Below are 25,291 nucleotides of genomic sequence, written 5' to 3'. Positions count from 1 at the left end.
CCACTTAATCCTTATTTAATTCACCAATTCTACTCACAATCGGCAACGAAAAAATGCCGCTTGTTTTCAAGTAATGTTCATAGAAAACTTTGGCTTTTTGGGTAAAATCAGGATTCGGACGCTCTTTATTTTTAAAGTAAAATAAATGTCCCAACAATTCGAAATAAGGAATATGATGATTTTTTTCCTTTGCATGAATGATTTCAATAATTTCCTCTGTTGGTTTCGAAGCTAAAGTTTCAAAATCCATTTTGAAGGTATCATTCATATTCGTGTCGAAAACTCTTTGGAGTTCTACAAGATCGCCTTCATTTTTCCCGCCCAAAATCATTTTCGAAACAAATTCTGAAAACTGTTTTACTATTCTGATGATATAATCTTTATCGTGAATCATTTTGTAAATTTTTTATTTTTAAAGTAAATTAGTTTAGTCATGACCATTTTTTAAACCACAAAAGTCACAAAAGTCTTTTTAAAAAAAAGTTTAATAAATCTTGTATTAAAGAAAAAATAAGATCAAAGTCTGTCTTTTTTTCTCTTTAAAATGAAAAAATAACGATTGCTTTTGTAACTTTTGTGGTTTATTTTCTAGCATTATTTTTTATCATGTACTAAAGCAAATTATTGTTGTGCGAATCTAGTTTAAAGGAACTAAGCGAAAAATAGATACGCCAAAATTACAGAGGTAATAATTCCCACTAAATCCGCCAAAAGCATCGCAGTTACGGTATATCTCGTGTTTTTTATTCCAACTGCGCCAAAATAGATGGCAATAACATAGAAAGTGGTGTCGGAACTTCCCTGTAAAACTGCGGCTAATCTTCCCTGAAAACTGTCTGCACCGAAAGTCTGCATCGTATCGACCATCATTCCTCGTGCTCCAGAACCAGAAAGTGGTTTGATCAAAGCGGTTGGTAAACCATCTACAAATCTCGTGTCAAAACCTACGACTTGAGCAACCCATTTCATTCCATCAATCAAAACATCGAAAACGCCGGAAGTTCTTAAAAGAGAAATCGCGATCAGCATTCCTACCAAATAAGGAATGATTTTCACGCAAGTCCAAAATCCTTCTTTTGCACCATCAATAAAGGCATCGAAGACATTTATTTTTTTGTAAAGCGCACCCAAAACAATAGCGAAAAAGATGAGTAAAATAATTCCGTTGCTTAATAATTTGCTGAAATCATCTAAACCTTCTTTGCTCAAATTCACCAAATAAACCACGAGTAAAGCGATAATCGCAGAAATTCCACCCACATAAGCAATTACAACCGGTTGCAATAAATTAATTTTTTGATAAAGCGAAACCACGATCATTGCCGCCAAAGTCGCTGCAAAAGTTGCAATCATACACGGAAGAAAAATATCCGTCGGAGTATGAGAACCCATTGAAGCTCGAATCGCAATAATAGATACCGGAATCAATGTTAAACCTCCTGCATGCAAACACAGAAACATAATTTGGGAATTGCTCGCTCGGTCTTTATCGGGATTTATGGTTTGTAAACTTTCCATCGCTTTTAATCCAAAAGGAGTTGCAGCGTTATCTAAACCCAATAAATTGGCAGAAAAATTAAGCAACATGTGTCCAAAAGCGGGGTGGTTTTTCGGAATTTCCGGGAATAATTTGGAGAAAAATGGCTGAATCATTCTTGATAACAGATTGATACCGCCCGCTTTTTCGGCGATGCTCATAAAACCCATAAAAAGAGTCATAATTCCGATTAATCCCAAACAAATTTTTACAGCAGTTTCCGACGTTCCAATAACGCCATCGGTTTGCTGAACGCGATAAACATTAACTTTCGATTGTGCAGAATCGCTTTTATAATGAATTCTACTTTCAGTAAAATCTTTTTTTGCAAGCAAGTTTTTCTGAATAAATGGGGAAATTTCAGAACTTTTTTTCGTGGCAATTTGTACGGTATCACCACTTTTTCCCACGACCATATCGTTATAAATCGCTTTGTAATTATCGGAAACCAAATATTTTATACTTGCTACCAAAATTGCGACGATAATAAAGGCACTCCAAATTCTGCTCAGAACCATTTTTGAAAATTTTGTTAAAAATAGCTAAAAAGTTTATTTAAAACCATTTCTTCCGAAAAATTCTGGCTTCTTCTCATTTTATTGCCTTCGCTTAAAGTAAAAAATCCTGCACTTTTTAGGTACAGGATTGTTCATTTACACTTTTAAAAAAGATTTATTGCATCGCCAAGAATTCCACACCATCAGGATTTTCGTCTTGGTGTTTATTTTCAAAATGGCGGTGAAAATCGTTGTAGTAATCATTATACTCTTTACTTTTTTTCAATAAAAATTTTCGAACTCCAAAGAAACCTAAACCTATAAATAAGCCTAAACTTCCTGCTATCAATATTCCTGTTTCTTTTTTCATATTAAAGATTGTGAGTGGTAAACTTAGCAAATTGTATTCCTTTAAACCCTAAACTCATTTTAAAGTTTGTTAAAGTTGGGGTGCTAAACATTAATTTTTATTAAAATTGAAAAAATTGAATCCAGTTCTGTGTTTTAGAATGTGGCATTTTACCCTTTCGCCAAAAAATGGTATTTTTGATCAAATCCTTTTCACATGAATTTTAAAACTATTGCGGTAAGTGCAGCCGGATTACTTTTTGCAAATTACACCGCCCAGAAAATGACCCCTAATTTGAAATATCCTGAAACAAAAAAAATAGATCATTTTGATGATTATTTTGGAACAAAAGTAAACGATTCTTACCGCTGGTTGGAAGATGATCGCGCAGAAGACACCAAAGATTGGGTAAATCGGGAAGTTACTTTTACAAAAGATTACCTGGCGAAGATTCCGTTTCGGGAAGAAATTCGCGCGCAATTGAAAGAGATCTGGAATTATGAAAAAATCGGAGCTCCCTTTAAAGAAGGCAATTTTACCTATTTCTATAAAAACGACGGACTTCAAGCGCAATCCGTTTTGTATCGAACAGATCAATCGGGGAAAACCGAAGTTTTCTTAGATCCCAATAAATTTTCCGAAAAAGGAACCACTTCTTTGGCCGGAGTTTCTTTCAATAAAAAAGGAAATCTCGTTGCATATTCGATTTCTGAAGGCGGAAGTGACTGGAACAAAATCATCATCATCGATGCATTGACGAAGAAAGTGATTGATGAAACCATCATTGATGTGAAGTTTTCCGGCGCTTCTTGGAAAGGAGATCAAGGTTTTTTCTACTCGAGTTATGATAAACCAAAAGGATCAGAATTATCTGCCAAAACCGATACACACAAAGTATATTTTCACCAATTAGGAACGAAACAGAGCGCTGATCAACTGATTATTGGTGGTGATGACTTCAAAAGAAGATACATGGGAATCGGCGTTTCTGATGACGAACGTTTCGAGATTTTAAACGCTTCGGAAGCAACCAACGGAAATGAACTGTACATTAAAGATGTACAAAATAAAACCGATTTTCTCCCTATTCAAAAAGGATATGAGTTCAATACAGATTTCGTGGATTCTAAAGGTGATTTTATTTATGCGATGACCGATCAAAATGCCCCGAATATGCGTTTGGTGAAATTTGATATTAAAAATCCTTCCGTTTGGATCGATGTGATTCCGGAAACTGAAAACGTTTTGAATGTTTCTACAGGCGGTGGTTTTATTTTCGCAAAGTATATGAAAGACGCTGTAACTTCTGTAAAACAGTTTAATTACGAAGGCCAATTAATTCGCACCATCGCTCTTCCTGGAGTCGGAACTGCGGGTGGTTTTAGCGGAAAGGAAAAAGAAAAAGAGCTTTATTTCTCTTTCACCAATTATATTACGCCACCTACGATTTATAAATTCAACGCCGATTCTGGAAAGTCGGAAGTTTATCAGAAACCAAAAGTGAAATTCAATCCAGAAAATTTTGTGTCGGAACAAGTTTTCTACACTTCAAAAGACGGAACCAAAATCCCGATGATGATCAACTATAAAAAAGGTTTGAAATTGAACGGAAAAAATCCGACCATCCTTTATTCTTACGGCGGATTTAACGTCAGTTTGCAACCGGCTTTTTCGGTAGTGAATGCAGTCTGGATGGAAAATGGCGGAATCTATGCCGTTCCAAATATCCGCGGTGGTGGAGAATACGGCAAGAAATGGCACGATGCCGGAACCAAAATGCAGAAGAAAAATGTTTTCGATGATTTCATTGCGGCAGGTGAATTTTTACAGAAAAATAAATATACCTCGCCAAAATTCATGGCACTTTCCGGTCGGTCAAATGGCGGACTTTTAGTTGGAGCAACCATGACAATCCGTCCAGATTTGGCGAAAGTTGCTTTTCCGGGTGTTGGTGTTTTAGATATGTTGCGTTACAATAAATTTACGGCAGGAGCAGGTTGGAGCTACGATTACGGAACCGCCGAAGATTCCAAAGAAATGTTCGATTATCTGAAATCTTATTCCCCGGTTCACCAAGTGAAAAAAGGAGTTTGTTATCCTTCCACCATGATCATTACAAGTGATCATGATGATCGCGTTGTTCCGGCGCACTCTTTTAAATTTGGCGCAGAATTGCAGGAAAAACAATCCTGTGGAAATCCGGTTTTGGTGAGAATTGAAACCAATGCAGGTCATGGAGCGGGAAGAAGTACAGAACAAGTGATTGGTGAAAACGCCGATATCTTGAGTTTTGGCTTGTTTGAAATGGGTTTTAAAACTTTGAAGAAATAATTTCAAGCTGAATACTTCAAAAAAAACTTTCTGGATTTTTTCAGAAAGTTTTTTGTTTTTAATGGTCATCGCGAGGAACAGTTTGTCCCGAATTTCGCAAAAGCAATCTCAACATTCCGTTTTCTTTTAAATTGGTGTTTCGTTAATGGATTTCGTTCAAACAAACCAAAATACCATTACAACATCATTTTGTTGCCTACAAAACAGCAGCAGATTAACCATTGAAAAACAAAAACAAAAATTCCTTATTTTTACCACATGAAACAGCAGGAAATATCCCAATTTTATGATGAATTTGTGCAGCGCCAATTGAAGATCGGGGCCAACGAAAGGCTCATCTCTTTATACAAAAGACTTCTCCATTTAGGATTAAAAGAAGATTCCAGAGTTTTGGAGTTAGGTTGTGGCGTCGGAATTTTCACGAAATTATTGGGCAAAAAAATTTCCTCCGGATTGATCGAAGCGGTTGATCTGAGTGAAAAAAGCATCGCGGTATCTCGGGAAGAAATGAAAGCGAAAAAAAATGTTTTCTTGTCAGTCGGCGATGTCGTAAAATACCAACCTCAAAATTCAGATTTCGATTTCATTACTTTAATGGATGTTATTGAACATATTCCGCTGGATCAACATGAACAATTATTCGAAAATTTAAGCCAAATTTGTACAGACACTACTCAGATCGCCCTCAATATTCCGAGTCCGCAATATATTGGATATGTTAAAAAACATCGTCCCGAAACTTTACAGGTAATCGATCAAGAAGTGCATTTGTTTCCTTTGATGCAACATCTCGAGAAAAGCAATTTGGAATTGGTTTATTTTGAAAAATATGGCATTTGGGAAGAGGAAGATTATCATTTTATGGTGATCAGAAAAAAAAGAGATTTCGTTCTCAAACATCTTTCTGACCAAAGAAATCTTTCAGAGAAAATTGCTAAAAAGATCGCGGATCAAATCGACGGACTGAAGTATAAATAATCGGGGAACAACTATTTCAAAAAATAATTCAATAAACCCCTTTTGAATCACTATTTTTGTCGCGATTATAAAAATATGTCAGATATTATCAAACTTTTACCGGATCATGTTGCCAACCAAATCGCTGCTGGTGAAGTGGTGCAACGACCGGCCTCTATTGTAAAAGAATTGATGGAGAACGCGGTAGATGCAGGTGCTACGAAAATAGAACTCATCATTCGCGATGCAGGAAAAAACCTGATCCAAGTCGTAGATAACGGGAGCGGAATGAGCGATACCGATGCGCGCCTCGCTTTTGAAAGACACGCTACCTCAAAAATAAGTACCACCGAAGATATTTTCAGAATTTCTACAAAAGGATTTCGGGGCGAAGCGTTGGCTTCCATCGCGGCAGTTGCTCAGGTGGAACTCAAGACGAAAACGAAAGACGCAAAAGCAGGTACAAATATTTATATTGAAGGCGGTGGTTTTCAGTTTCAGGAGCCGATTCAAACCACGGAAGGTTCTAACTTTCTTGTCAAAAATCTTTTTTACAATGTTCCGGCAAGACGGAAATTTCTTAAAAACAATAATGTAGAATTTCGCCATATTATCGATGAGTTTCAACGCGTTGCTTTGGCGCATGAAAACATCGATTTTGAGCTTTTTCATAATGATGACATTATCTTTCGGGTAAGAAAATCGAGTATTCTGCAAAGAATCGTCGAAATCTTTGGCCGAAAATTGCAACCGCTTTTAGTTCCCATTAATGAAAATTTAGGATGGATCAAACTGGGCGGATTTGCCGCAAAACCAGAAGGAGCTAAAAAAGTTCGGGGCGAACAGTTTTTGTTTGTAAATGGCAGGTATTTTCGCAGCGCTTATTTGAACAAGGCGGTTCAGGAAGCTTTTGAAGGTTTGCTTTTGCCGGGATATATCCCTACTTTTTTTCTGTTTTTAGAATTAGATCCAGAGAAAGTAGATGTCAACATTCATCCTCAAAAAATCGAAGTGAAGTTTGAAGATGAAAATCTTATTTTCGCTTTGATTCGCTCCACCATCAAAAGATCGCTTGGAATTTACAATGTTGCGCCGAGTTTAGATTTCGATAGAGATACTTCAATCGACGCATTCACCCATCAAACCAAAAAGACTGGCGAATATAAAAGTCCAGAAATATTGGTCGACCGAAATTATAATCCTTTCTTGGAAGAAAAGGTTTCGGCGACCGAGAGTGTTGCAATGGGCGAAATGTACCAACAAAATAATTCAGCAGAACCCTCGAAAATTAACCTTTTTGAAGACGAAGATTTTGATGAAGATCTGATGCGGCTACCAAATGGTTATTGGCTTTTTAATAAAGGTGGAAAGACATTGATGCTCGATTTAGGCAGAATGCACCGCTTGGTGGTGAGCGAAAGAAATGGCAAGAAAAAACGCGGCAACGAAAAGCAGACTTTGCTTTTTTCTTTGGAGTATCACATGAATGAAACGGAGAAAAATAAGTTTCGCTCCATCAAGAAATTTTTGCCAGATTTAGGATTCGATATGGTGATTGCCAATGACAACGTTTTGCGAATCGATGCAGTCCCAGAAGGATTAAAAGAAATGCAGGTCATGAGATTCATGGAAGAGCTTTTCGAGATATTAGAATACAGAACGGAAGAAGAATTCCTTCAATTCTACCAAAGCAAGTGGAACAAGATCCAAAGTAAATCTAGATTTGATTTTCTTTATAAAACTGATGCAGAACACGTCATTCGTGATTTTACTGCATTAGGTTTTCCCGATTATTTACCCTCTGGAAAGCGCTGTTTTATCGAAGTTCCGCTGGATGAATTAAAAAATAAATTTTAAAAATATGTTCCCAAGACTCACCCCAATTACCAAAAATATAATCATTATTAATGTTCTGGTTTATTTGGTTTCCAATTTTTGGAATCCACTTTTCATGTACACCGAATTTTCTGCTTATTATATTGGCTCACCATTTTTCAAAGTTTGGCAAATCATTACTCACATGTTTATGCATGCACCTTTAGGACAGGGAATTGGTTTAACGCATATTTTGTTCAACATGTTAACTCTAGTGAGTTTCGGACCGATTTTAGAGCAAGTTCTAAGTCAGAAAAAGTTTATCATTCTCTATTTCGCAAGCGGAATTGGAGCGTATGCTTTAAACTGTCTTTGGAATTTTGTTGAAATTTCGCAACTTGGAGCCAATCCCGAAGACATTTTCCGATCTCCAATGATGGGAGCTTCTGGTGCCATTTTCGGTGTTGTTGCTGCTTTTTCTACGCTTTTTCCAGATTCCAAAATGTCGATTATGTTTATTCCTTATGGCATCAAAGCGAAATATCTCTTGCCCGGAATCATCGTAATCTCGCTTTATTTAGGCTTCAGCGGTTCCATGGGCGGAATTGCGCATTTTGCGCATATTGGAGGTGCGATCGTAGGTTTTGTTCTGGCGCGATACTGGAAAAACAACCAGTTTAGAATTAATTAAAAAGTACATTGGTGAAGATTCTGAAGTTTTTTTTGGTCCTCATACATCTTTTGGTTATTGTTCTTCTCTTGGGAACTTTGCTGAATGATGTTGTACCGCCGAAAACTTTTGCCTGGCTCAATTTACTTTCTCTGGCTTTTCCGGTTTTAATGATTTTCAATGTAGGATGCTGCATTTTTTGGATCATTTTGAGGAAAAAGCGAGCGCTTTTCTTTCTTTTGGTTTCCGCAGTTTTTATTAATCCTGTGAGAAGATGGGTGAATTTTACGGAGAAAGTTTCCGAAAAACCCAATTTAAAGATCGTCACCATGAACATCAAAACCGGAGCGATGGGCAGAGAGAAAATTTATGATTTTCTAAAGAATACAGATGCAGATATCATCATTGGTCAGGAATATGGCACTGAATTTAATGTTCCAGGATATCTTTACCGAACCGATCAATATGAAATTGTCGCTCTAAATTCGAAGACTGAAATGATCAATCAGCAGAAATTAACCACCGTCGGGAATGGCAATTCTTTTTTTGCGGATATCAAGTTTAAAGGAAAAATAATTCGCGTGATCAATGCTTATTTAAATCCTTTTTCCTTTGAAAAAGCCAAGGTAAAACCTACCGAAGATTTAGAAACCAATAAAACCAAAGCGCTTTATATTCTAAAAAGACTCATTCCGACCTTCAAAATTCATCAGCAGGAAGTTTCAGATATCCGAAAAGCCATCGATGATTCCCCATATCCTGTGATTTTGGCAGGCGATTTTAATTCGGTGCCGAATTCTTATGAATACTACACTTTAGGAAAAAATTTAACCGATGCTTTTGTCGCTGTAGGAAGAGGAAGCGCTACGAGTTTTCACGATTATCAATTTCCGATCAGAATCGATTATATTTTTACCTCAAAAGAAATTAAACCCATCAGTTACAAAGTGGACCGTAATGTAAAATTATCGGATCATTTTCCGGTTATTGCAGAATTTAAAATTGATTAAAATGAAAAATTTCATCGTGTTTTCCTTTTTTTTACTCATGGTTTCGTGCGGTAATAAAGAAGTGGTAAGTGAGGCGGTTGTCGAGGAAAATGTCGCCATTCCGCCGTATGATACCATTGCAGTAGATTCTTTTTCTACAGGCGCAATGTCGGTTGATATCGCACGCAAAATTAAAATGTCTTCTGTAGCGTACCAAGATTCTTTACGCGATGTTCTAAAGAAAATGGAAGCTGAGAAATTATTGCAAAAAGAAAAAGAGGAGGTCGAGAAAGCCACAAAAAAAGGGGAAGAAGATCTAAAAAAAGCGGAAGCCTCAAAATTGAAAAAAGAGAAAGACAACGCTTCACCTGAAGTTTCACCTTCTGATAATACGGTAAAGCCTTAAAAAGTGGAGCTTTAATAGTAAACTACAAGTATAACGGCAAGGAGTTGCACGAGACGGGAATGTATGATTTTACGTCGCGAGAGTGAAACATTGGCTCAAAGTCAGGAGAATTTGCGCAGCGGGTTAATTTTTTGAGACAGAAAATGCAGATGAAACCACCAGTAAAAAATTAAAAAATGAAAGTTATTTTTTATATTATTAGTTTTTTGTCAATTTTATTGATATTGGTTACGCCTAAAAGTTTTCATGACGACATGACAGGTTTACTTGATAAAATTGTTTTTATTGGTATACTAATAAATATTATTTTAGGGAGTATAAATAAAATACATTTAAAACAGTACAATTTTTATTTGATTGCTTTGTTTCAATTTATTTATTGTCTAGTAACAATTAGCTATTACGACCACAATGATTCTTATTGGCTAAGAATTGATAGTATTTTTTCACAAAAAGAAAAAATCTTTAATACAGCTTTATTGAGTTCTTTTGGATTTTTATACTTGATTATTGCATTGCTAGTGATTACACTACAGATAAGAAGTTTTATATTAATTTTATATTCCCGTCAAAAATAAAATAACAAACCCTCCGCTGCGCAAAGTCTCCTCACTTTGAGCGAAACTAATCAACCCACTTCATAAAGTCTCCCGACTTGAACAAAGGTGAGAGTAATGATGTGACAGGAAAAGGACTTATAAATATAGAAATAGTAGATAATCCGATGGTGAATGTACCGAAGACCAACGAATTTTGGAAATATAATAGTTATGAGGAGTGAAACATTGGCTCAAAGACAGGAGACTTTGCGCAGCAGGTTAAATATTGATAATAATACGGGTTTAATATCTTCTTATTCAGAATTATTTAATTCTTTATTTAGTGATTTTGATTTTGACTATGAAATAAAAGATTTAGAGGATGATAAATTAAAGCAAAACCTTCAGAAATTGAAAGTTATGCTTGAAGAATACAAAGAGCCATATTCTTTTGATTTTAAAGAAAATTGGGATGACAGTATAATTCTTAATGATTCTAGATGGTTAGAAATTGTAAATTTTGCAAAAAATATTATAAATGATATTAATGAAAATCCCTTGGAATAAACAATTATATTTAACAGTTCTTTTAATGTTGAGTTTTGTTTCTTGTCAAACAAAAAAACTGTATTTTAGTGCGTATAAGGATTTGCCTCTTGAAGAAAAGCAAGAAGTAAATACATATTTAGCTGAAGTTAAACAAGCATATCCAAAAAATGATAATGAAATAATTCTTATGCTAAGCTATGAATGCTTTTTAAAGCAATCAGTAATTATTAACAAGAAAATACAAAAAGAGTTTCCTGAAGTAAAAAATGGCAGTCACTATGGAAAAACTCTTATAATTACTATTGGAAAAGCTTTAAATAAAAATATAGAATTAGAATTCTCAAATGGAAATACAATCAAGATTTCTCCTAAAGAAAAATATGATTATATATCTGTTTGCTATGGAAAGGATTCTAAAGAATGGTACATTGAATATTACGATTACCCCCATTTAAATTTTAGCGAATAAAACCCGCTCCGCAAAATGTACGCACTTTAAGGCATAGCAAATCCTCCACTTCGCAAAGTCTCCCCACTTTTCCGCATATCCTCCAACTTATACCCTCGGTTTCCAACCAAGGGTATTTTTTTTAAAAAAAAAGGGTGTTTTCACTCTTGTGCCATTTCACAATATCAAATAAATTTGAATAATATTAACCCCTAAAAACACAAAACGATGCCATCACAATCAGAAGTAGGTCACGCCAAAAATGTAGCCAACCTACAAAAACTCACAGAACAAGTAACCGTTTTCGCCCTCTACAATCCACCCGTAGAAAACCTTACCGTTGCAAATCTTCAAGCTCTTTACACCACCGCATCTGCAAAATTAACCGAAGTCGAATACCAACGAAACGCCAACAAATACACAATTGCAGTACGCCAAACCACATTCGGAAACCTAAAATCAACCTGCACAAGAATCATCAATCTCCTCAATATTTTAGGATTACCTCCCGGAACACTCGACCAAGCAAAATCCTTAAACCGCTCTATTCAAGGCGGCCAAAAGTCAACAACCAAAACACCAGAAACCCCCGACAACGGACAACCATCACCCATGAACCAAATCTCAACCTCAAGACAATCCTACACCCAAAAAGCCGTCAATTTCGGGATTTTGTTGCAGTTGTTAGAAACCATTCCAACCTACACCCCCAACGAAGACGATCTCAAATTACCCAATCTCACCACCTACCAAGCTTCACTAATGAGTGTCACACAAGCAGTTGACCAAACCGAAGCACAGCTCAACGCAAAATTTATAGAAAGAGACCAAATTTTATATGCAGCCGGAACAGGACTCTACACCATCGCCCAAAACGTTAAAAAATACGTGAAAAGCCTTTACGGAGCCACCTCTCCCGAATACGCAACCATCTCTATAATCAAATTCACTGTCCCAGTTTAATAGTGAAGCAAGCCCATTTTCCATTACACCATCCGTGTTTTATATTCTCGCATCCTAACCGAATATTCCGTTAGGATGTTTTTATACTCTTCCATCATAACACGATATTGGCACACCCAAAAGTTATATTCTTTCCTTTGTAAGTTATATTCTTCCATCTGTAAGTTATATTCTTGCGCATGTAAGTTATATTCTCGCGTCTGTAAGTTATATTCTCGCATCTGTAAGTTATATTCTCGTGTCTGTAAGTTATATTCTTCCATCTGTAAGTTATATTCGTGCGTTTGTAAGTTATATTCTCGTGGATGTAAATTATATTCTTCCATCTGAAAACAATATTCGAGCGTTTGAAACTTATATTTTTACGTTTGTAAATATGATGCTCCCAAAATCAATTCACCCATTGATAAAGCCAAAGAAAAACACAATCCACCTGGCGAAAATTTGAAAAATCCAGCCGCAGACGGTGCAGAAAAAGTAGAAAAAAATGCAGAAAAAGCAAAAGAAGATTTACGAAAAAAATAACAATACCATCCGTTGAAATTCAGCGGATTTTTATTGATTCAATAATAAAAGGGGCTCAATAAATTCGCGGTCGTTGCTTAGTCGCGGGACTTTATTCTGTCCCCCGAGTTTTCCTCTTTGCGACATCCATTCATAAAAAAGATGAGGTTTCGCGGCGTGAACAATTGGTTTTTTCAGCGTAATATTATTGTATCTTTTCGCTTCGTAGTCAGAGTTAACCGCTTTTAAATGGCCATCGAATATGTCGGTAAAGTGGGCCAAATCTTGTGGCGGTTTTGTAAACTCAAAAATCCATTCGTGTGCGCCACTTTCGCCATCTTTCATAAAAACCGGCGCACCTGTAAAATCTGAAACACAAGAATCAGTAATCTCGCAAGCTTTCGTAAGAGCCGTTTCTACATTGTCGATCATCAGTTCTTCACCGAACGCATTAATGAAATGTTTCGTTCTGCCAGAAATTTTTATCCTGAAGGGTTTCAAAGACGTGAATTTTACAGTATCCCCAATTAAGTAGCGCCAAAGTCCGCTGTTGGTCGTAATAACCATAGCATAGTTTTTTCCGATCTCTACATTTTCTAAAGGAATCGCTTCTAAATTTTTGGGATCAAAAGTTTCCATAGGAATAAATTCGTAGAAAATTCCATAATCGAGCATGAGCAACATTTCGTCGCTGCCATACTGATCCTGAATACCAAAAAAACCTTCGGAAGCATTGTAGATTTCGTAATAATTGATGTCTTTCCCAATGATTTTACGGTATTGTTCTTTGTAAGGTTTAAAACTGATTCCCCCGTGAAAGAACACTTCCAAATTAGGCCACAGTTCAGAAATACTTTTGTTGCCAGTTTCGGCCAAAACTCTTTGCAGTAAAACCATCATCCAACTTGGAACACCAGTAAGACTTCCTACATCTTCATTTTTTACTTCAGAGATGATCGCTTTCAGTTTGCTTTCCCACTCCGACATTAAAGAGATTTTTTTGCTTGGTGTGGTAGTGATTTCTACCCAAAAAGGCAGATTCTCAATCATAATTGCCGATAAATCCCCAAATTTGGTATTGTAATTTTTGTAGAGTTCAGAACTTCCGCCCAATCTTAAATTTTTATTGAGAAAGAGCGCGTTATCGGGATGATTATTGGCATAAATAGAAACCAGATCTTTTCCGGCTTTGAAATGGCAATCGGCCAAACTCTCTTCGGAAATGGGAATAAATTTACTTTTCGCATTGGTAGTTCCGGATGATTTCGCGAATTTCCGAATGTAACCTGGCCAAATAACATCTGGTTTTCCCTGTCTTGCCTGTTCAATAAAGGGTTCGAAATCTTCGTAAGTAACGATAGGAATGTTTCTGCGGAAATCATCATAACAAGAGATCGAATTGAACCCGTGAATTTTGCCATAATCCGTGTTTTCTGCCAGAAAAAGCTGCGACAGCAAAACCCCGTTTTGTGTTTCAAGAGGGCGATTCATAAAATTCTGAATCTGATCAATTCGTTGCCGAATAAAATAATTAACTACCGTATTGAAAAGCGCTTTGGTTGCCATATAGACAAATATAATATTTTTCCTATAAAGTGCACGTAGCTTTTGCCAACAAAAAAATTCCGCCTTCTGAAAAGCGGAATTTTTATTTAAACTAAAACTGTCGTTTAGCAATATTCGTTGTAAGCAGCTTGCAGGTTTGCTGCAATTGCTCCTGCCGGATTTCCTTCGATGTGGTGTCTTTCTAGCATGTGAACCAATTCACCGTCTTTGAAAAGTGCGATACATGGTGAACTTGGCGGAAACGGTGCTAAAAATTTTCGTGCTTCGTCGACCGCATCTTTATCATACCCTGCGAAAACAGTTACTAAATGAGCGGGTTTTTTATCGCCTGTTAAAGAAAAAACAGCTCCTGGTCGTGCTGCTCCTGCTGCGCAACCACATACAGAATTAATCATCAAAAGGGTTGTTCCTTCTGTTTTGATGGCGTTATTTACGGCTTCAGGAGTTGTGAGGTCTTGAAAACCTTTATCGGTAAGTTCTGCCTTCATCGGCATTACTAAATCTTCTGGATACATATTAATATTATTTATGGTTTAAAATTTTACTTAATTGTTGCAAAATAATTCGCGTACAAATTTAAATCTTTTTAGAGGAGTACGTTCATCTAAAATATTGATCAAAATCATTCCAAATTTCAATAATGGTCTTTTTGGCAGAAAAAACCCGAAGGCAATCAATGCTTTCGGGTCTAATCAAATCGATATGCAAAAGTTGAATATCCGTTTTTTTAATGATAACGCTAGATCATCATTTTAGAATGAGACTTTAATGATTGCTCATCAAAAGTTCATTATCATTTTAGGAAAGTAATTTTTTTGCCATGTCGGAAATACTTTTTCCGTCGCTCTTTCCAGCAAGTGCTTTGCTTGCCATTCCCATTACTTTTCCTAAATCTTTGGCGCTTTCGGCACCGGTTTGCGAAATTATTTTCTTTATTTCCGACTCTAATTCCTCCGTGGAAAGTTGCTGCGGAAGAAACTTTTCGATGATGGTCGATTGGGCTTGTTCAACTTCAGCGAGATCGCTTCTGTTTTGTGCAGTAAACTGGTCAAAAGAGTCTTTTCGCTGCTTAATCATTCGTTGCAAGATTGCAATTTCCTGTTCGGCAGAAACATCGGCGCCTTTTGCTTCTGTTTTTACTAATAAAATCTGTGATTTCACTGCGCGCAAAGCATCTAGTGCTATTTTATCTTTTGCCCGCATTGCATCTTTGATTGCGTCGCTGATGATTATTTCTAAACTCATAATTTTTTATTTGAGAATTTGATACTTGCTTAATTTGATAATGAAAATTGATGATCACATTTTCAAATGAGCTCGTTATCACATTATTATTAATCTACGTCTTTGTTTAAGAATCTGTTTTCGCGAACCTGCATTTTTCCATCGGTTTCGGTGAGAAAACTGTTGATGGTTTGTGATGATGCATGTTGTCCTTCCAACATGATGTTTTTTCTTTTAAAAGCCGGGATCGTATCGAAATCGTTTTCAGAATCATTAACTTGATATCTGGAATTGAATTCTTTTAATTTATTTCTTCTTTCCAAAGCTTTCTCATTCGGAGTCGTTTTCGTGATAAATGTAAAATCATTTTCAGCTTCGAACTGCGCGAGTTCAGCATTGGTTTCTGTTACAGTTTCCGTTTTGATTTCCTGCACCGTTGTCGGTAATTTTTGAACCGGTTCTTGTTTGATTTCTGCTTTTGGTTGTGGTGTTTCAACTTTGGGCTCCTCAATCGGTTCGTTTACGAAAAAACTGAATTCCATAGCGGTTTCATCCGAAAATGTATTCGTCGTTTGCGATGGTTTTCTTTCGATTGGTTCTTCGATCTCGAAGGTGAAAGACTCTCTTTCTAGTGATTCTGAAGCATCGCTATCGAAAGAAAATAGATTCATTTGATCGTCAACCGGAATATTGAAAGTGCGGTCTTGTTGGTTTTCGTTGTCTTCCAGATCGAAATATTTTACTTCGGCAGGTTGCTCTTTTTGCAACATTGTTGGTCGCTCTGCAGAAGTTGTTTTAAATTCTGGCGTACTGAAATCATCTTCATCATCTAAGATAAAAAGACTTTTTCTATTGAAATCTTCTCTTTTAATTTCCTCTTTCTCCGCTTTTTGTTTGAAAGGAGAAGTTTTGGCAGGTTCCATAGAATCTCCGAGCGCAAATTTTATTTTCTCTGTGGATCCAGCGTGTTTTTTATCTTCATTAGAAAAACCGGTTGCGATCACCAAAACGCTAATTGAATCGCCTAATTCGTCATCTGTTCCGACTCCGAAAATGATATCTGCAGTGTTTCCTGCTTCTTTTTGGATATGATCCATGATCACTCCAATTTCGTCCATGGTTACTTCCTCGGAACCACTTCTGATCAAGAGTAAAACGTTTTTCGCACCTGTAATTTTATTGTCATTTAATAATGGCGAATCCAAGGCTTTTTTAACGGCATCTTCGGCTTTATTTTCACCTGAAGCGATCCCATTTGACATCAATGCTGTTCCTGAATTTGCTAAGACAGATTTTGCATCACGGAAATCGATGTTGACATCAAAATATCCGGTGATTACTTCTGCCATTCCTTTTGCAGCGTTTGTTAAAACTTCATCAGCTTTAGAAAAACCAGATTTGAAGCCTAGATTTCCGAATTGCTGACGTAATTTATCGTTGTTAATGACGATTAAAGAATCGACGTTGTTGCGTAATTTATCGAGACCTGTGTCTGCTTGTTCTAATCTTCTTTTTCCTTCAAAACTGAAAGGGATTGTTACGATTCCTATGGTTAGAATTCCCATATCTTTTGCCACTTTAGCAATAATCGGCGCTGCACCAGTTCCGGTTCCACCACCCATTCCTGCGGTGATAAAAACCATTTTGGTATTTTGTCCGAGAGCAGCTTTTATTTCTTCAATGCTTTCTATTGCTGCTTTTTCGCCAACTTCAGGATCAGCTCCGGCTCCAAGTCCTTCTGTAATCGACATCCCAAGTTGTACTTTATTGGCAACAGGATTATTGTCTAGAGTTTGAGCATCGGTGTTACAAATCACGAAATCTACGCCGTGAATTCCGCGTTCGTACATGTGTTTCAAGGCATTGTTTCCGCCACCGCCAACTCCGATTACTTTTATTATTGAAGAATTTCCTTTTGGCAAATCAAATGAAAATCCTTGGGTGTTTATATTTTCCATAGCTTGTATAATTACTGATTAATAGTTGATAATTTTTAAAATTGACCTTTGATAAAATCATTGATCAATGATCATTCGTGTTTGATGGTTATTCTACTTCTTCAAAGAATTTTTTTACACTTTCCATGATTTTTTGTCCGATCGTGGGTTTGTCTTTTCTTCGATTTGCGGTTTCTGGAACTGCTATTTCTTCGGTTCTAAATTCAGGTGTTTCTACAATTACCTTTGGAGTGTCGATGATTTCCTGTTTTTCTACCACTTCTTCTGGTTGTTCAAGGCCGTTTTTCTTATCACGGATTTTCAAACTTTCCATGAGCAATCCGATTGATGTAGCGTATTCTGGACCTTTTAACTGTTGATTTTTATCGTTTGCTATGTATTCATTTGCAAAACCGATTCTGCTGTCGAAACCAGTGGTATAGTTGGCTAATTGGCGCAGATGACGAAGGTTTGAACCACCGCCAGTTAAAACGATTCCTGCGATGAGTTTTTTCTTCTGTTCAAAGGCGCCGTAAGCTTTAAGCTCCGTATTCACCATTTCTAAAATTTCTTCGACTCTTGCATTCACAACCTGCGCCAAAGTTTTCAGAGAAATTTCTTTATCTGGTCTTCCGTGCAATCCTGGAATGGTTACGAACGTAGAATCTTTTTCTAACTCAGGAACTGCAGATCCGAATTTTACTTTCAGTTGTTCTGCATGTTTTTCAATGATTGAACAGCCTTCTTTGATATCATCGGTAATGATTCCGCCACCGTAAGGAATGACGCAAGTATGACGGATAATATTATCTTTAAAAATAGCAATATCTGTAGTTCCGCCACCAATATCTACGATGGCAACTCCAGCTTCTTTTTCTTCTTTGGTTAAAACAGATTCGGAAGAAGCCAATGGTTCTAAGGTTAAAGCTTCCATCTCTAAACCAGCTTCACGAACGCATCTCGCAATGTTTCTAATACTTCCCATTTGTCCGACCACCACGTGGAAATTCGCTTCCAATCGTTTTCCGTGCATTCCGATGGGTTCCTGAATTTCGCCTTCAGAATCAACTTTATATTCCTGCGGAAGGACGTGAATAATTTCTTCGCCCGGAAGCATCACTAGTTTTTTAACCTGATCTTTCAGTCTTTCGATATCTTCTTCGGTAATATATTGATCAGGATTGTCCCTCATAATATAATCTGAATGTTGAAGAGAGCGAATGTGTTTGCCAGCGATTCCTACGGTAACTTTTCGGATAAGTACGCCGGAACTGGATTGCGCTTCTGCTACTGCGGCTTTTATGGACTGAATAGTTTGGGAAATATTGTTCACAATTCCTTTGTGAACACCCAAACTTTTTGCTTTTCCAACGCCGAGAATTTCAATTTTTCCGTGGGCATTTCTTCTACCGACAATCGTTACAATTTTTGTGGTGCCAATATCTAGGCCTACTGAATACTCGTGTTTTTCCATTTGTATGTCGATTTGATTTCTAATATTTTTTTCAGGTTTTTTTCCGTTGCATTTCTAAATTGTCACTTAGAGATTTTTTTTACTCTATTTTCACTTTCGCTTTGGGTTTAGGCTTCGTAGCGGAAGTTGAGGTTTTTTTTGATTGAGATGCTTTAGGTTTTTCCTTTTCTTTTTTTACTGTTTTTCCTTCTTGCTTTGTTTTAAGCTTTTCCGGTGCTGATTTCGGTTTAGCAGAAGTTGTTTTTGTTTGCTCTGCCTTTTTAGCGGTGTTTTTTTTAACAACCGGCTTTAGTTTTTCTGCTGTGGTCGCTTTTGTGGAGCTGTGTTTTATGGCTTCTTCTTTTTTCTGCGCAAGCAAAGGTAATTTTGCCAACTCCTTATTTCCTACGACAATGATACTGTCATTTTCTTCAAAGTTAGGATTGAGTGTCGTGACAATTTGGTTATCATATTTTACAGAAATTTTGCTGTATTTTTCGCCTTGCTGATAAACCAGATATTTTTCGACAAATGTTTTAAAACCTTTTACTTTCAGATGAATTCGATCTAAATCACCGATTTCAACTTTATAATTTCCCTGACTCGTTATCAAATTGTAGCCGCCTTTTTCTTTGGAGACTCCAATAAAATATTTTTTGCTGAATTCATCATTATCAATTTTATCGACCAATTCTGCCAATTTTTGGTACTCAGATTTTTGAACGTCACCGGTAACCAGCATGCAGGGAAAAGAATAGTTTTTCGAAATCGGGAACTCATTTCCTTTTTCATCCACATAAAAATCTTTTCCGTCTTTGTTTAATCGGAAAGCAGGAACTCTTTGTTTGATATCTAAATTCAGATTTCCATTCAAATTCAAATAGACGTTTGCACTGTCGACCGCAGGAAGTTGATTGAGCTTTTTCTCCAACAGCGGAATATCAATATCGCCCACTCTTTTCGTGGGATTTGAACTTTTCACCAAATCTTTTACATCTTTCTCATCAATAAAATAAACCGGATTTTTGGTTTTGGTCATGTTTACCGTGACTTTTTCCATGGGTTTATTATTGAATCTTTTCAACGAAAAACTCAACAGAAATCCAAAGATGATTACTGTAATTAATATTTTTAATATTCTGAATTTGTTTTTCATTTCTTTTTTTTGAACACGAAGTTCACAAAGGTTTTATAGTTAATTCTTTTATAAGCGAAGTGGCTCTATGAGACACTCTACGCAATTTTCTCTGTGTGCTCTGTGTTTGAATCAGCCATTCAACCATTCTACAATTCCATCATAAAGCGTATCGATATTTCCGGCTCCTACCGTCAATAAAACATCGAAATCTTTATTTTTTATTTTATCAAAAGCTTCATTTAAGGTTGAAATTTCCTTGTTCTCTAATTTTATTTTTTCTAAAAGCCATTTCGAAGTGATGCCTTCAAAATTCTCCTGTAATTCACGCGCCGGATAAATATCGAGCAAGATCAATTCATCTGCTTTATCTAAACTTTCGGCAAAACCATCGGCAAAATCGCGGGTTCTGCTGAATAAATGTGGCTGAAAAACCACCAATAATTTCTTGTGCGGATAAAAAGTTTTAATTGATCCAATTACCGCATTCAATTCTGTTGGATGATGCGCATAATCATCGATATAGATTTTTCCGCTATCGAAATTATGTTTCGTATATCTTCTTTTAATCCCTTTGAAATTGGCAATACCGCTTTTCAAAGTTTCAAAATCAACGCCCAAATTATTTAAAATTGCAATAGCAACCGTTGCATTTTCCACATTATGAATTCCCGGAATTTCCCAAACGAAATCATCAATTTCTTGTGTTGGGGTGTGAAAATCAAAATAAATTTTGTCACCAATTTCTCGGATATTGTCCGAATAAAAATCGGCTTCCTCATTTACGGCATACGTTTTCGCAGCTCTTCCAATCTGAATTCCTTTTCGGATAAAAAGTTGATCACTTTCCGGAACCAAATCTGCAAAATCTCTGAATCCTTTTTCAATCGTTTCTTTGTCGCCGTAAATATCCAAATGATCTGCATCAATCGAAGTTATTGCAGCCCAATTTGGGGAAAGATTGAGGAAGCTTCTGTCGTATTCATCGGCTTCAACCACGGAGATTTCATTTCCATTAAACAAAAAATTCGATTTGAAGTTTTCTGCAATTCCCCCTAAAAAACAGGAGAAAGGAAGGTTTGCTTCTTTACATAAATGCGCAACCAGCGAAGAAGTTGTTGTTTTTCCGTGCGTTCCTGCGATGGCGATGCAATTGGTGTTTTCGGTAATCATTCCGAGGACTTTCGCTCTTTTCAAAACCGTGAAACCATTCTCATTGAAATAGTTGAGAATATCAAGTTTTTTAATTGCAGGCGTATAAATGACGAGCGTATTTTCCCGATCCAGGTTTTTAATTTTATCATTAATACCATCTTCAAAAACAATATCGATTCCCTCTGAAACCAAGACATTGGTCAACTTGGTCACGGTTTTATCGTAACCCAAAACATTTTTTCCCGATTCGTTGAAGTAGCGCGCCAAAGCACTCATTCCGATGCCGCCGATTCCTACAAAGTAGAAGTTTTGATATGTTTCTAAAGATTTCATCTTATGATTGAATGTTTATTAGTTCTAAAATTTTGCTCACTATTTCATTTGTCGCTTTTGGTTTTGCAAAAAATTCCAGATTTGCAGACATTTCTTTTCTTTCGTTTTCATTTTCGCAGATTGCTAATAAAGTGGATAGAAATCTGTCCTTCATTTCGGTGTCTTTTACCATTTTCGCCGCGTCTTTTTCAACTAGAGTCATCGCATTTTTGGTTTGATGATCTTCAGCCGCAAAAGGAAATGGTACTAAAAGCACGGGTTTTTTCGCGACCGCCAATTCCGAAATCGCAATTGCTCCAGCTCTGGAAACAATAACATCTGCGGCGGAGTAGGCTAAAGCCATGTCGGAAATAAATTCTCTGACGAGAATTTGGTTGTTGGTTGTTGATTTTTGGTTGTCTGATTTCCCATCAACCGACAACCGACAACTATCAACAATTTCAGCATAATCTGTTTTCCCAGTTTGCCAAATAAGTTGGTACTCTTTTTCAACGATTTGATTGAAGTTTTCTTTCCAACCGTTGTTTATTGTTCTTGAGCCTAAAGAGCCGCCAACAGAAAGGATGGTGAGTTTTTCTGGGTTTAAACCTAATTTTTCTTTTGCAGATTTTGTTTCAATTAAATCTGTAATAATATTTTTACGAATAGGATTTCCGAGGAAAAAAGTTTTCGTTCCGTGGAAAAATTGCTCCATGTTCGGATAAGCGGTGAAAACTGCTTTTGCTTTTTTAGATAAGAAGATATTTGTTTTTCCCGGCAAAGAATTCTGTTCCTGTACAAAAATAGGAACACCTAATCTCGAAGCCGTATACAAAGCGGGTCCACTTGCAAATCCTCCTGTTCCAATGGCAATATCGGGATTGAATTCTTTGATGGTTTTTCTAGCTTTCATCAAGCTTGAAATGACTTTGAAAGGAAGATTGATGTTTTTCAGCAAATTTCCTCGATCGAATCCAGCGATATTGAGTCCGACAATTTTGTAGCCTGCTTGTGGAACTTTTTCCATCTCCATTTTTCCGTTCGCACCAATGAACAAAAATTCTGCATCCGGAAATCTTTTTTGGATTTCATCGGCAATAGCGATTGCTGGAAAGATGTGTCCACCAGTTCCGCCGCCGCTCATTAAAACGCGAATTGCTTTTGGCTTTTGGCTTTTAGCTTTTTGTTCTAAATTGTTTGACATTATTTCTATTCTTACTTTATGTTTGTAACGCCAGATATTTTGCGATTGTAATCTAAAAATATTCGGTTTTAATTAGATTAATTTCGCAATACATCTACTTTACGCAATATCATTTATTTCTTCAATATTTTGTGTTTTGCCCATTCCTTCTTCATCGTAAACTTGAATTCTTGAACTCACATTTAAAATTATTCCCAATTGGATATAAGTAACCAACATCGAGGTTCCACCGTAACTTATCAAAGGTAAAGGTTGTCCTGTAACCGGAATGAGATTAATGGCGACCGCAATATTTACGGAAAGTTGCATAAAAATCATGATTCCTAAACTCAGCACAAGCAAGCTGCCGAAAAAAGCGGGCATTTTACTGGCAATCATTACAATTCTAATGATCATGATGAGGTAAAGAACGATTAAAAACACCGCCCCAAAAAATCCATATTCTTCGACGATAATGGCAAAAATAAAATCGGAGGCAGATTGTGGAAGCATTTGTTTCAACGCGCTTTTTCCAGGTCCCATTCCGGTAATTCCGCCGTGAACGATGGCTGCTTTTGCCTGCATCACCTGATAATTTTTTGCTTTTAAGGTTTCATCTTCAACATCGGTGGTTTTTTTGGCATTGCTGAAAGTTTCTACACGGCTCATCCAAGTGTGAACACGGTTGCTTCCAATCAAATCGGTTTTTAATGCCAAAAACATAAATAATCCGATCGCGACCGTGGAAATTCCCATGAAGCCTAAAATATATTTTTTGTTCAGTTGTCCGATAACCATTACAGCAAGTGAAACCATTAAAATCATTAAAGCGGTAGAACCGTTATCTTTTGCGACCAATCCAAAAACCAAAAGTACAGGTCCGAAAATATAAAATACATTCTCTATCGGAAGCCGGTCTCTTTTAATTCTTTTGGTTAAATATCTGCAGAGATAAATCACAAGCAGCAAATAGGCGAAAGACGAAGGTTGAAAAGAAATGGGCGTTCCAGGAATTTTTAACCAGCGGGAAGCGGAAGCACCGTCGATTTTCTGTCCTGTAAACATGGTTAAACCTAAAAGCAAAACCATTACTCCCAATAGAATACTGCTGAGTTTACCGATGTGTTCGTATTTGAAAAATCCTACAGATCGCATAATCACTAAACCAAGGAATACGAAAAACATGTGCTTCATTAAGTGCGTCGTCGTAGTTCCATTATTCACGATAAATTCCAAATTTGAACTTGCAGAATAGACGGGAAATACAGAGAAGAACGAGATCAGCAAGATCACGCTCCAAAGTACTTTGTCGCCTTTTAATAGTTCGAATTTGTTTTCTGTTTCCTGCATTTTGTTGGAATCGTTTCTGATTTTATGTTTTGGTGTAGGACGATTTTCGATATGATCCTACTTCATTTTCTATTTTAAAACTTCTTTTTTGAACTGATTTCCTCGGTCTTCGTAATTGTTGAACAAATCGAAACTTGCACAACATGGGGAAAGTAAAACCGTATTCCCTTTTTCAGCTAAAGATTTCGAAACTTTCACGGCTTCTTCCATACTTGATGTGCTGTAAATCAGTTCTGTTTTGTCTTGAAAAAAGTCGATAATTTTCTGGTTGTCAATTCCTAAACAAACAATTGCTTTCACTTTTTTCTTTACCAAATCTTCAATTTCGGTGTAATCATTTCCTTTATCAACGCCACCTACAATCCAAATCGTGGGTTGTTTCATGCTTTCAAGAGCGTAATAAGTTGCGTTGACATTGGTTGCTTTGCTGTCATTAATGAATTTTACCCCATCAATTTCTGTCACTTGTTCCAAACGGTGTTCAACCGCTTGAAAAGTCATCAATGAATTTCGGATGCTTTCATTGCTTATTTTCAAAATTTTTCCGGCGATAGAAGCGGCTAAACTGTTCGCAATGTTGTGATTACCGACCAAAGAAAGCTCTTCGATTTTCATGGAGAACTCGTTCTCCATTTTCACAATCAACTTTCCGTCATTGATAAAACCTCCCTCTTTCATTTTCTCTTTCGTGGAAAAAGGGATCATTTTAGCGTTGATTTCTAATTTTTCGAGCAAGTTGATGCTCATTTCGTCATCCTTATTGTAGATGAAGAAATTATTTTTTTCTTGGTTTTCTGCAATTCTGAATTTCGCCAATGCATATTCCTCATAATTGTAGTTGTATTGATCCAAATGATCCTGACTTAAATTCAACAACAAAGAAATATACGGTCTAAAATTTTGAATATCGTCGAGTTGAAATGAACTTACTTCTAAAACATAGTAGTCGAAATTTTCATCAGCAACTTGTTTGGCAAAACTTTTCCCAATGTTTCCACCAAGACCAACTTTCAGATCATCATTTTTTAAAATATGATAAATGAGAGAAGTCGTCGTGGTTTTTCCGTTGCTTCCGGTGATGGCAATTATTTTAGCATCAGTAAATTGTGAAGCGAACTCAATTTCTGAAGATAATCGGATTCCTTTTTGGTTAATTTTAAAAATAATATCCGCTTTTTTAGGAATCCCGGGAGATTTGATAATCCAATCTGCGGCGAGAATTCTTTCTTCCGAATGTTGCCCTTCTTCGAACTCGATTTCGGCGTCGGTCAAAAGTTTTTTGAAGTCCTCTTTGATCATGCCTTTATCGGACAAGAAAACATCAATGCCTTTTTTCTTCGCCAAATAAGCTGCGCCAAATCCGCTTTCTCCGCCACCTAAAACTACTATTTTCATATTTCGTTTTGTAAAATGTATCAAGTA

At 36.6% G+C, this 25,291-nt stretch carries 22 protein-coding genes; 9 read left to right on the top strand and 13 right to left on the bottom strand.

The window, feature by feature from the left end:
- Window positions 1-4: 4 nt before the first annotated feature.
- The 3 genes from BW932_RS06905 to BW932_RS06895 all read right to left on the bottom strand — a co-directional run bounded on the left by BW932_RS06905 (window position 5) and on the right by BW932_RS06895 (window position 2,404).
- Window positions 5-394 carry a hypothetical protein gene (locus BW932_RS06905; protein ID WP_076386751.1) on the bottom strand — a complete coding sequence of 130 codons (390 nt, stop codon included), beginning with the start codon at window positions 392-394 and terminating at the stop codon, window positions 5-7.
- A 257-nt stretch (window positions 395-651) separates the two neighbouring features.
- Window positions 652-2,055, bottom strand: coding sequence for a nucleoside recognition domain-containing protein (locus tag BW932_RS06900; protein ID WP_076386750.1), 1,404 nt, complete (start codon window positions 2,053-2,055; stop codon window positions 652-654).
- 154 nt (window positions 2,056-2,209) lie between these two features.
- The gene (locus BW932_RS06895; protein ID WP_076386748.1) at window positions 2,210-2,404 is read right to left on the bottom strand and encodes a hypothetical protein; all 195 of its coding nucleotides are present in this window, start codon (window positions 2,402-2,404) and stop codon (window positions 2,210-2,212) included.
- Between the two features lie 195 nt (window positions 2,405-2,599).
- Between BW932_RS06895 and BW932_RS06890 the strand changes: the two genes are divergently transcribed.
- The 9 genes from BW932_RS06890 to BW932_RS06845 all read left to right on the top strand — a co-directional run bounded on the left by BW932_RS06890 (window position 2,600) and on the right by BW932_RS06845 (window position 12,050).
- Window positions 2,600-4,714 carry a prolyl oligopeptidase family serine peptidase gene (locus BW932_RS06890; RefSeq protein WP_076386746.1) on the top strand — a complete coding sequence of 705 codons (2,115 nt, stop codon included), beginning with the start codon at window positions 2,600-2,602 and terminating at the stop codon, window positions 4,712-4,714.
- Between the two features lie 258 nt (window positions 4,715-4,972).
- On the top strand, window positions 4,973-5,692 hold the full coding sequence (locus BW932_RS06885) for a class I SAM-dependent methyltransferase (protein WP_076386745.1): 720 nt from the start codon (window positions 4,973-4,975) through the stop codon (window positions 5,690-5,692).
- Window positions 5,693-5,767: 75 nt separating this feature from the next.
- Window positions 5,768-7,528: a DNA mismatch repair endonuclease MutL gene (gene mutL, locus BW932_RS06880; protein WP_076386744.1), complete on the top strand. Its 1,761-nt coding sequence runs from the start codon at window positions 5,768-5,770 to the stop codon at window positions 7,526-7,528.
- Window positions 7,529-7,532: 4 nt separating this feature from the next.
- Entirely contained in the window at window positions 7,533-8,177 is a 645-nt protein-coding gene (locus BW932_RS06875; RefSeq protein ID WP_076386742.1) for a rhomboid family intramembrane serine protease, read from the top strand.
- 11 nt (window positions 8,178-8,188) lie between these two features.
- A complete protein-coding gene (locus tag BW932_RS06870; RefSeq protein WP_084566472.1) occupies window positions 8,189-9,166 on the top strand; it encodes an endonuclease/exonuclease/phosphatase family protein in 978 nt (325 codons plus the stop codon).
- A gap of 1 nt (window position 9,167) precedes the next feature.
- Entirely contained in the window at window positions 9,168-9,551 is a 384-nt protein-coding gene (locus BW932_RS06865) for a hypothetical protein (RefSeq protein ID WP_076386860.1), read from the top strand.
- A gap of 770 nt (window positions 9,552-10,321) precedes the next feature.
- Window positions 10,322-10,657: a hypothetical protein gene (locus BW932_RS06855; RefSeq protein WP_076386736.1), complete on the top strand. Its 336-nt coding sequence runs from the start codon at window positions 10,322-10,324 to the stop codon at window positions 10,655-10,657.
- On the top strand, window positions 10,638-11,108 hold the full coding sequence (locus tag BW932_RS06850; RefSeq protein ID WP_143745518.1) for a hypothetical protein: 471 nt from the start codon (window positions 10,638-10,640) through the stop codon (window positions 11,106-11,108). The genes BW932_RS06855 and BW932_RS06850 overlap by 20 nt, the downstream gene beginning before the upstream one ends.
- A gap of 207 nt (window positions 11,109-11,315) precedes the next feature.
- Window positions 11,316-12,050 (top strand): hypothetical protein, encoded by a 735-nt coding sequence (locus BW932_RS06845; RefSeq protein WP_076386732.1) that lies wholly within the window; start codon window positions 11,316-11,318, stop codon window positions 12,048-12,050.
- Between the two features lie 555 nt (window positions 12,051-12,605).
- On the opposite strand, the gene BW932_RS06835 is transcribed toward BW932_RS06845, so the two are convergent.
- The 10 genes from BW932_RS06835 to murD all read right to left on the bottom strand — a co-directional run bounded on the left by BW932_RS06835 (window position 12,606) and on the right by murD (window position 25,264).
- A complete protein-coding gene (locus BW932_RS06835; RefSeq protein WP_076386728.1) occupies window positions 12,606-14,120 on the bottom strand; it encodes a GH3 auxin-responsive promoter family protein in 1,515 nt (504 codons plus the stop codon).
- 104 nt (window positions 14,121-14,224) lie between these two features.
- Window positions 14,225-14,635: a BrxA/BrxB family bacilliredoxin gene (locus BW932_RS06830; protein ID WP_076386726.1), complete on the bottom strand. Its 411-nt coding sequence runs from the start codon at window positions 14,633-14,635 to the stop codon at window positions 14,225-14,227.
- A gap of 283 nt (window positions 14,636-14,918) precedes the next feature.
- A complete protein-coding gene (locus tag BW932_RS06825) occupies window positions 14,919-15,365 on the bottom strand; it encodes a GatB/YqeY domain-containing protein (RefSeq protein WP_076386724.1) in 447 nt (148 codons plus the stop codon).
- 89 nt (window positions 15,366-15,454) lie between these two features.
- Window positions 15,455-17,302: a cell division protein FtsZ gene (ftsZ, locus tag BW932_RS06820; protein WP_076386722.1), complete on the bottom strand. Its 1,848-nt coding sequence runs from the start codon at window positions 17,300-17,302 to the stop codon at window positions 15,455-15,457.
- An 88-nt stretch (window positions 17,303-17,390) separates the two neighbouring features.
- Window positions 17,391-18,755 carry a cell division protein FtsA gene (gene ftsA, locus BW932_RS06815; protein WP_076386720.1) on the bottom strand — a complete coding sequence of 455 codons (1,365 nt, stop codon included), beginning with the start codon at window positions 18,753-18,755 and terminating at the stop codon, window positions 17,391-17,393.
- 79 nt (window positions 18,756-18,834) lie between these two features.
- On the bottom strand, window positions 18,835-19,890 hold the full coding sequence (locus BW932_RS06810; protein ID WP_076386718.1) for a cell division protein FtsQ: 1,056 nt from the start codon (window positions 19,888-19,890) through the stop codon (window positions 18,835-18,837).
- A 111-nt stretch (window positions 19,891-20,001) separates the two neighbouring features.
- On the bottom strand, window positions 20,002-21,357 hold the full coding sequence (gene murC, locus BW932_RS06805; RefSeq protein ID WP_076386716.1) for a UDP-N-acetylmuramate--L-alanine ligase: 1,356 nt from the start codon (window positions 21,355-21,357) through the stop codon (window positions 20,002-20,004).
- 1 nt (window position 21,358) lies between these two features.
- A complete protein-coding gene (murG, locus tag BW932_RS06800) occupies window positions 21,359-22,540 on the bottom strand; it encodes an undecaprenyldiphospho-muramoylpentapeptide beta-N-acetylglucosaminyltransferase (protein ID WP_076386714.1) in 1,182 nt (393 codons plus the stop codon).
- Between the two features lie 99 nt (window positions 22,541-22,639).
- A complete protein-coding gene (locus tag BW932_RS06795; protein ID WP_076386712.1) occupies window positions 22,640-23,869 on the bottom strand; it encodes an FtsW/RodA/SpoVE family cell cycle protein in 1,230 nt (409 codons plus the stop codon).
- Window positions 23,870-23,938: 69 nt separating this feature from the next.
- Window positions 23,939-25,264, bottom strand: a complete 1,326-nt coding sequence (murD, locus tag BW932_RS06790) for a UDP-N-acetylmuramoyl-L-alanine--D-glutamate ligase (RefSeq protein WP_076386710.1) — start codon at window positions 25,262-25,264, stop codon at window positions 23,939-23,941.
- Between the last annotated feature and the right edge of the window lie 27 nt (window positions 25,265-25,291).

The sequence above is a fragment of the Kaistella chaponensis genome, from assembly GCF_900156725.1.
GTDB lineage: Bacteria > Bacteroidota > Bacteroidia > Flavobacteriales > Weeksellaceae > Kaistella > Kaistella chaponensis.
The sequence above is the reverse complement of the archived record's forward strand: the minus strand, read 5'-3'. Positions and strand labels throughout refer to the sequence as shown.